This is a genomic window from Hydrogenophaga sp. (assembly GCF_028698005.1).
GTDB lineage: Bacteria > Pseudomonadota > Gammaproteobacteria > Burkholderiales > Burkholderiaceae_C > Hydrogenophaga.
On record NZ_JAQVEJ010000161.1, the window covers coordinates 1 to 6,578 of the forward strand.

General features: G+C 69.9%; 6 protein-coding genes. 4 read left to right on the forward strand and 2 right to left on the reverse strand.

What is annotated here, in order from left to right; genetic code table 11:
* Window positions 1–959: homocysteine S-methyltransferase family protein (locus tag PHQ87_RS13380; protein WP_300235267.1), on the reverse strand; the 959-nt coding region annotated here is incomplete at its 3' end.
* Window positions 960–1,055: 96 nt separating this feature from the next.
* On the opposite strand from PHQ87_RS13380, the gene PHQ87_RS13385 reads away from it, so the two are divergent.
* From PHQ87_RS13385 to PHQ87_RS13400, 4 genes are all read left to right on the forward strand, one after another.
* Complete coding sequence (locus PHQ87_RS13385; RefSeq protein WP_300235270.1) at window positions 1,056–1,475, forward strand: rhodanese-like domain-containing protein; 420 nt, start codon at window positions 1,056–1,058, stop codon at window positions 1,473–1,475.
* A 23-nt stretch (window positions 1,476–1,498) separates the two neighbouring features.
* Window positions 1,499–3,397 carry a DNA helicase RecQ gene (recQ, locus tag PHQ87_RS13390; protein ID WP_300235281.1) on the forward strand — a complete coding sequence of 633 codons (1,899 nt, stop codon included), beginning with the start codon at window positions 1,499–1,501 and terminating at the stop codon, window positions 3,395–3,397.
* 89 nt (window positions 3,398–3,486) lie between these two features.
* Window positions 3,487–4,227, forward strand: a complete 741-nt coding sequence (locus PHQ87_RS13395; RefSeq protein WP_300235273.1) for a glutamine amidotransferase — start codon at window positions 3,487–3,489, stop codon at window positions 4,225–4,227.
* Window positions 4,228–4,404: 177 nt separating this feature from the next.
* Window positions 4,405–5,757, forward strand: coding sequence for a phenylacetate--CoA ligase (locus PHQ87_RS13400; RefSeq protein ID WP_300235276.1), 1,353 nt, complete (start codon window positions 4,405–4,407; stop codon window positions 5,755–5,757).
* Window positions 5,758–5,780: 23 nt separating this feature from the next.
* Here the strand turns inward: PHQ87_RS13400 and PHQ87_RS13405 are convergent.
* Window positions 5,781–6,578, reverse strand: a 798-nt coding sequence (locus PHQ87_RS13405) for an ATP-binding protein (RefSeq protein WP_300235278.1), incomplete at its 5' end; no start/stop codon positions are given.

The following is a 6,578-nucleotide window of genomic DNA, read 5'->3' on the forward strand; positions in this document are numbered from 1 at the left end:
GGCGTGGTGCCGCAGCAGCCGCCGACGATGTTCACCAGGCCCTCGTCGGCAAACTCCTTGAGCAGACGGCTGGTGACCTCGGGCGTTTCGTCGAAGCCGGTCTCGCTCATGGGGTTGGGCAGGCCGGCGTTGGGGTAGCAGCTGATGAAGGTGTCGCCGGCCACCTTGGCCAGTTCCTGGATGTAGGGCCGCATCAGCGTGGCGCCCAGCGCGCAGTTCAGGCCCACGGCCAGCGGCTTCACGTGGCGCACGCTGGCCCAGAAGGCCGTGACCGTCTGGCCGCTGAGGATGCGGCCCGAGGCATCGGTGACGGTGCCGCTGATGAGCACCGGCAGGCGCTCGCCGCTGTCGTCGAAGAACTGCTCGATGGCAAACAGCGCGGCCTTGGCGTTGAGGGTGTCGAAGATGGTCTCGACCAGCAACACATCGGCGCCGCCTTCCACCAGGCCCTGGGTCTGCTCGTAGTAGGCCGCGCGCAACTGATCGAAGGTGACGTTGCGGGCGCCGGCGTCGTTGACGTCGGGGCTGATGCTGGCGGTCCTGGGCGTGGGGCCGAGCGCGCCGGCCACGAAACGCGGCTTGTCGGGCGTGCTGAACTTGTCGCAGGCCGCGCGGGCGATGCGGGCCGAGGCCACGTTCATCTCGTAGGCCAGATCGGCCATGTCGTAGTCTTCCTGGGCGATGCGGGTGGCGCCGAAGGTGTTGGTCTCGATGATGTCGGCGCCGGCGGCCAGGTAGCCCTCGTGGATGTCGCGGATGACGTCGGGCCGCGTCAGGCTCAGCAATTCGTTGTTGCCCTTGACGTCCTTGTGGAAGTCCTTGAAGCGCTCACCACGGTAGGCCGCCTCGTCCAGCCTGAAGCGCTGGATCATCGTGCCCATGGCTCCGTCGAGGATGACAATGCGGCGCTGAAGGATCTCGGGCAGCGCCTGGGCGCGGGTGTAGGCGGTCGGCTTCATGCCCGGGATTGTATGTTTGCGGCCCGGTCGCCGGGCCGGCCAGGGTCTTTGCGGCCCGTGGCGGCCGAGGCGCGCCATCACCGACAATACGGGGCTATGAAAGACTTGCTCCCCACCGACGCCTGGGCCTGGCTGCAGGCCGAAACCGAGCGCCGCGCGGCGCTGGGCCAGGAGCCGCCCCTGTTTGTCGACGTGCGCATGGAGATCGAGTCGCTGTACGTCGGCCGCCCGCCCGGTGTCGAAAACATCCCCTGGTACGAGTACCCCGACCTGACCCCCGACCCGGCGCGCTTCGCCGCCGCGGTGGAGGCGGAGGCCGGCAGCAAGGCCCGCCCGGTCCTGCTGATCTGCCGCAGCGGCAAGCGCACACGCGACGCTGGCGCGGCCCTGGAAGCGGCCGGCTTCACCGACGTGTCGCACGTGCTGCACGGCTTCGAGGGCGATCTGAACGATGAATTCAAGCGCTCCAGCCTCAATGGCTGGCGCCACGACGGCCTGCCCTGGGAGCAGATGTGAACACTGGTGCCTGAGCCGTGTCGCTGATCGATATCTCCGCCGAGGGGGAAACCCTCGAAACCTGCGCCGGCGTGCTGCAGCAGGTGTTCGGCTACGAGGCCTTCCGCGGCCCGCAGGCGTCCATCGTCACCCATGTGTGCGAGGGCGGTGATGCGCTGGTGCTGATGCCCACCGGCGGCGGCAAGAGCCTGTGCTACCAGATCCCGGCCATCGTGCGCCAGCGCGCCGGTCACGGCACCACCATCGTCGTTTCCCCGCTGATCGCGCTCATGCACGACCAGGTGGGCGCGCTGGTCGAGGCCGGTGTGGACGCGGCCTTCCTCAACTCCAGCCTGAGCCTGGACGAGTCGCAGGACGTGGAGCGGCGCCTGCGGCGCGGCGGGCTGACGCTGCTGTACGTGGCGCCGGAGCGCCTGAACACGCCGCGCTTCCTGGCCCAGCTCGATGCGCTGCACGAGCGCGGGCAGCTCGCGCTGTTCGCCATCGACGAGGCGCACTGCGTCAGCCAGTGGGGGCACGACTTCCGGCCCGAGTACCGCGAGCTGGCCATGCTCAGCGGGCGCTACCCCGGTGTGCCGCGCATCGCACTGACCGCCACGGCCGATCACCTCACGCGCGAGGACATCGCCGCGCACCTGCAACTGCAGGACGCCCAGCGCTTCGTCAGCAGCTTCGACCGGCCCAACATCCGCTACACCATCGTCGAGCGCAAGGACGGCACCGAACAACTGCTGCGCTTCATCCGCGACGAGCACAGCCACGCGCGCGGCCACGATGCGGGCATCGTCTACTGCCAGTCGCGCAAGCGGGTGGAGGACATCGCCGCCCAGCTCAACGCCCACGGCCTGAACGCCCTGCCCTATCACGCCGGGCTGGCGTCGTCGGTGCGCCAGCAGCACCAGGACCGCTTCCTGCGCGAGGACGGCCTGATCATGGTGGCCACCATCGCCTTCGGCATGGGCATCGACAAGCCCGACGTGCGCTTCGTGGCGCACCTGGACATGCCCAAGAACATCGAGGGCTATTACCAGGAGACGGGCCGCGCCGGGCGCGACGGCGAGCCGGCCAACGCCTGGATGGCCTACGGCCTGCAGGACGTGGTGAACCAGCGGCGCATGATCGACGAGAGCCCTGCGGCCGACGAGTTCAAGCAGGTGCTGCGCGGCAAGCTCGATGCCCTGCTGGGGCTGGCCGAGGCCAGCGACTGCCGGCGTGTGCGCCTGCTGGCCTACTTTGGTGAACCGAGCACGCCCTGCGGCAACTGCGACAACTGCCTGCACCCGCCCGCGCTGCACGACGCCACCGAGGCCGCACGCAAGGCGCTCTCGTGCATCTACCGCGTGCAGCAGACCAGCGGCCACGCCTTCGGCGCCGGTCACATCACCGACATCCTGCGCGGCAAGCGCACCGACAAGGTGACACAGTACGGGCACGACCAGCTGAGCACCTTCGGCATCGGCACCGACCTGAACGAATCGCAGTGGCGCGCCATCCTGCGCCAGCTCATCGCCCGCGAGGCCGTGCGCGTCGACGAGGCACCCTACAACACCCTGCACCTGACCGGGGGGGCACGCCCCATCCTCCGCGGCGAGGTGCAGGTCTGGCTGCGCGAATCCACCGCCGCGGGCAAGGGTGGCAGCGGGCGCAGCCGGCGCGCGGCACGCGACGCCGTGGCGCCCGACGGCGCACCGCTGCCGCTGGCCGGGCGCGAATGCCTGGAAGCACTCAGGGCCTGGCGCGCCGAGGTCGCGCGCGAACACAACCTGCCGGCCTACGTCATCTTCCACGACGCGACGCTGCGCGGCATCGCCGCGGCCATGCCGCGCAGCCATGCCGACCTCGAAGGCATCAGCGGCATCGGCCAGAAAAAACGCGAGGCCTACGGCGACGAGGTGCTGCGCATCGTGAGCACCTTTCTCTGACGCGGATCGGGGACGCCACCCGTCCGGGCGACGGGTGGTTGCAGGGGCACGCCCAAGCCGCTCATGCCCGTGCCTAGAATCCGGACACCATGCCGTCGCCCCGCCCCCTGCTCATTCTCAAGACCGGTTCCGCCCCTGCCCCCATCCGCGAACAGCTCGGCGATTTCGACCGCTGGATCGAGGCCGGCCTGCGCGCAGGCGGCGCCTCCGCGGTGATCGTGCACGACGCGCGCGTGCAGGATGCGCCGCTGCCGCCCGCGCCGGAGTCGTTTGCCGGTGTCGTGGTCACCGGCTCCAGCGCCATGGTCAGCGACCGCGAGGCCTGGAGCGAGGCCCTGGTGCCCTGGCTGCGCGCCGCGGTCGCCGGCGGCGTGCCCCTGCTGGGCATCTGCTACGGTCACCAGTTGCTGGCGCACGCGCTCGGCGGCGAGGTGGGGCAGCACCCGCAGGGGGTCGAGATCGGCACCGCGCTCATCGAACGCCGCCCGGCGGCGGACGGTGACCCGCTGTTCGGCGAGCTGCCCCAGCGCTTTGCCGCGCAGACCGTGCACTGGCAGTCGGTGCGCCGCCTGCCCGAGGATGCACAGGCCCTGGCCGGCAACGCGCACGACCCGCACCACGCCTTCCGCGTCGGCGCGCGGGCCTGGGGCGTGCAGTTCCACCCCGAGTTTTCGGCCCCGGCGATGCGCGCCTACGCCGATGTCATGGCCCCGGCCCTGGGCAAATCCGGCATCGATGCCACGCAGGTGCGCCAGGCCGTGCAACCCACCCCGGAAGCGGCCGCGCTGCTGCCGCGATTCGCACGCCTGGCGCTCGAATCCGGGGCGTGAGCCCGATCTGCGCGCCCCGCATGACCCGGGCCGCAACGACCCGAACCGGGTCCTGAATGGGACACGGCACGGCCGTTCGTCTCATCGCGACCGGTTATGAGTTCATGACAAGGATGTCGTTCGCCCCGGGGCCATCTGGCCGGACAATCGCCCTCTTTCCCGGAAACCCACCGATCGATGTCCATCACCGACCACGACACAACGGCCACGCGCCGCTACTGGAACGAGGCACTGGAAACGCAGTCGCGCGCCGACTGGGACGCGCTCAAGCTCGACCTGCTCAAGCAGCACCTGCACCACGCCTATGCCAACTCGCCCTACTACCAGGCGAGTTTCGACGCCGCCGGCGTGCACCCCGATGATGTGAAGACGCTGGCCGACATCCGCCGCTTCCCCTTCATCGACAAGAAGATCGTGCGCCAGCGCCAGGAAGCGGTGCCGCCGTTCGGCGACCTGGTGGCCGTGCCCGAGCGCGACATCGTCTACATCTCGGCCTCCAGCGGCTCGACCGGTGTGCCGACCGCCTCGCCCTTCACGGCCCGGGATTTCGACGACTGGATGGACTACGAGGCGCGCCAGTTCTGGTCCTCCGGCCTGCGCCCGGAAGACCGCTACTGCCATTCGCTGAATTTCTCGCTGTTCGTCGGCGGCCCGTGCGTGCTCGGCGCTCAGAAGCTCGGCGCGCTGTCGATCCACGCCGGCACCGTGCCGTCCGAGCGCCTGCTGACCATCGCCCGGCAGTTCCAGGCGACCGCGATCTGGACCACGCCCTCCTACGCCTGGTATCTCGGCGAAACGGCGATCAAGGAAGGCATCGACCCGAAGAAGGACCTGGCGATCCGGCGCATCTTCGTCGCCGGCGAGCCCGGCGGCTCGATCCCGGAAACCCGCCAGCGCATCGAGGCACTGTGGGGTGCCAAGGTCTATGACTACTACGGCCTGTCCGACATCTTCGGCTCCTGCGCCGGCATGTGCGAGGAACAGCACGGCCTGCACTGGGCCGAGGACCACATCCTGGTCGAAGTGCTCGATCCGGAAACCGGCGCGCCGGTGGCCGACGGCGAGCGCGGCGAACTGGTGCTGACGACGCTGAAGAAGGCGGCACGGCCGATGATCCGTTTCCGCACCGGCGACATCGTCTCGTTCACCAGCGAGCCCTGCGCTTGCGGCCGCACCTCGCAGCGCATGCTGGGTACGCACGGCCGGCTCGACGACATGCTGATCATCAAGGGGGTGAACATCTTCCCGAGCGACATCGAGGCGATCGCGCGCAAGGATCACGACCTGACCGGCGAGTACCGGCTGATCGTCGAGCGCGAGAACCACCTCGACCGGCTGACCGTCGAGATCGAGCGCACGGCGATCGACACCGCGCAGGACGCCGCATTGGCCGCGCGCTTCGCCGGCCACCTCAAGTCGGTCACCGGGGTGAGCGCGCAGGTGGTCATCCTGCCGCCCGACACCCTGCCGCGCGCCACGCACAAGGCCAAACGCGTCGAGGACCGCCGCCAGGGCGTCTGGAGCCGCTGAGCGTCGGGGGCACTGGGGCCTGCTCAGGCCGAGTGCAGGAAGCCCATGCCCCGCGCCTCGCGCACCTCGGGCTTGATGCGGTGCTCGGCTTCGAGCTGGGCGAGGAATTCCTCGGGCGCCAGCGTCTCGCACAGGATCTGCACCTGACGCTGGACCGCCGCGAAATCGCCGGGGCACAACTGGTCGAGCTTCGCCAGGCGTGCGCGGATGCTCTCCGTCAGGGCGGCCTCGTCCCCCCCCAGCGCCTCGACCACGAACATGCGCTCGCGCTGCTCGGGGCGCAGCGGCCTGAACTGGATCTTGAAGGTGAAGCGCCGCAGCGCCGCCTGGTCGATGCTGTCCATCAGGTTGGTGGTGCACACGAAGATGCCGGCGAAGCGCTCCATGCCCTGCAGCATCTCGTTGACCTCGGTCACCTCGTAGGTGCGCTGGGCGTGTCGGCGGTCCTGCAGGAAGCTGTCGGCCTCGTCCAGCAGCAGCACCGCCTTTTCCGCCTCCGCCTCGCGGAACATGGCCGCCATCTGCTGCTCGGTCTCGCCGACGAACTTGCTCACCAGGTCGCTGGCGCGGCGGACCATGAGCGGGCGGTCCAGCTCCCTGGCGATGTGTTCGGCCAGCGCCGTCTTGCCGGTGCCGGGTGCGCCGTGAAAGCACAGGGTGCCATGCCCGCGCGCCTTGAGCGCGGCGATGATGCGCGGCAGTTCGTAGCGTGAGGCCACGTTCAGCATGTCCAGGCTGTACTGCGTGGGCGTGGGCCGCGCGGCGGCGTCGGGCTGGCGGCCCAGCGCCTGGTCGGCGTTGCGCAACTGGCGCTCGATCAG